The 751-nt window shown below is 59.1% G+C and carries 2 protein-coding genes; both read right to left on the bottom strand.

What is annotated here, in order from left to right; translation table 11 throughout:
• A partial coding sequence (locus AC1DLB_RS31300) for a GyrI-like domain-containing protein (protein ID WP_477786442.1) occupies positions 1 to 337 on the bottom strand: 337 nt, incomplete at its 3' end.
• Positions 338 to 406: 69 nt separating this feature from the next.
• The coding region (locus AC1DLB_RS31305) for a LysE family transporter (protein WP_477786443.1) at positions 407 to 751 on the bottom strand (345 nt) is incomplete at its 5' end.

A 751-nucleotide genomic window follows, 5' to 3' on the forward strand; every position in this document is an offset into this window, starting at 1 on the left:
CTTGTGCTCGAACACCGCGCTTGTGCTCGAACACCGCGTAATACTGGGGCTGAATCTCGACCCAGCGGTATTTCTCGGGCAGGTCGTCGAGCTTGCTGATCTCGACACCGGCGATGTATTCGAAACCGCCCTTGCCGTCCGGGTTGCAGCAAACGCCGTAGGTCACTTCGCCCTTTTGCCCGGGAACATTGCCGATGTGGGGAACGAATTTATCCCAGAGCTCGGGAATCTTGCCGGCCGTCTCTTGGGTAAATCGCCCGCCAAGCCCCGCTATGAGCATGAAGTGCCCATTTTCGAAGCGTGGTTCTGCCGGTTCGACGCGTTTTTGCTCATCCATGACTCGACTCCTGGGAACGAAAAAGATGGGTTCGGCTGGGAGTATAGAAGCCAAACCCGATTCGCCCAGTCAGAGCCCCGGAAGCTGCCCGCCGGTGGGCGCACCGACAAACTCGTTGTAACCCGAAAGAATCACGTACACCGCGAAATAGCAGAAGATCGCGGCCGATGCCATGTAGGAATAACGCAGCAGTTTGTCTCCGAGCAGCTTGCCGCCATGGCTCGCCGCAAAGCACAGCGTGACGCACCAGAGAATTCCCGCACAGAGAAATCCACCGAGAAACAACGCCGAGCTGAGGGTGCCGCCGCCACCGGAACGGGCAATCAGGGTGCCGCCCACCGCGGCGAACCAGAGAATCGCACTGGGCGACGACATGGCGAGGAAAATCCCCCGCAAGAACTCTTTGCGATGGGA

The organism is Pseudomonas sp. 05N434, assembly GCF_056396965.1.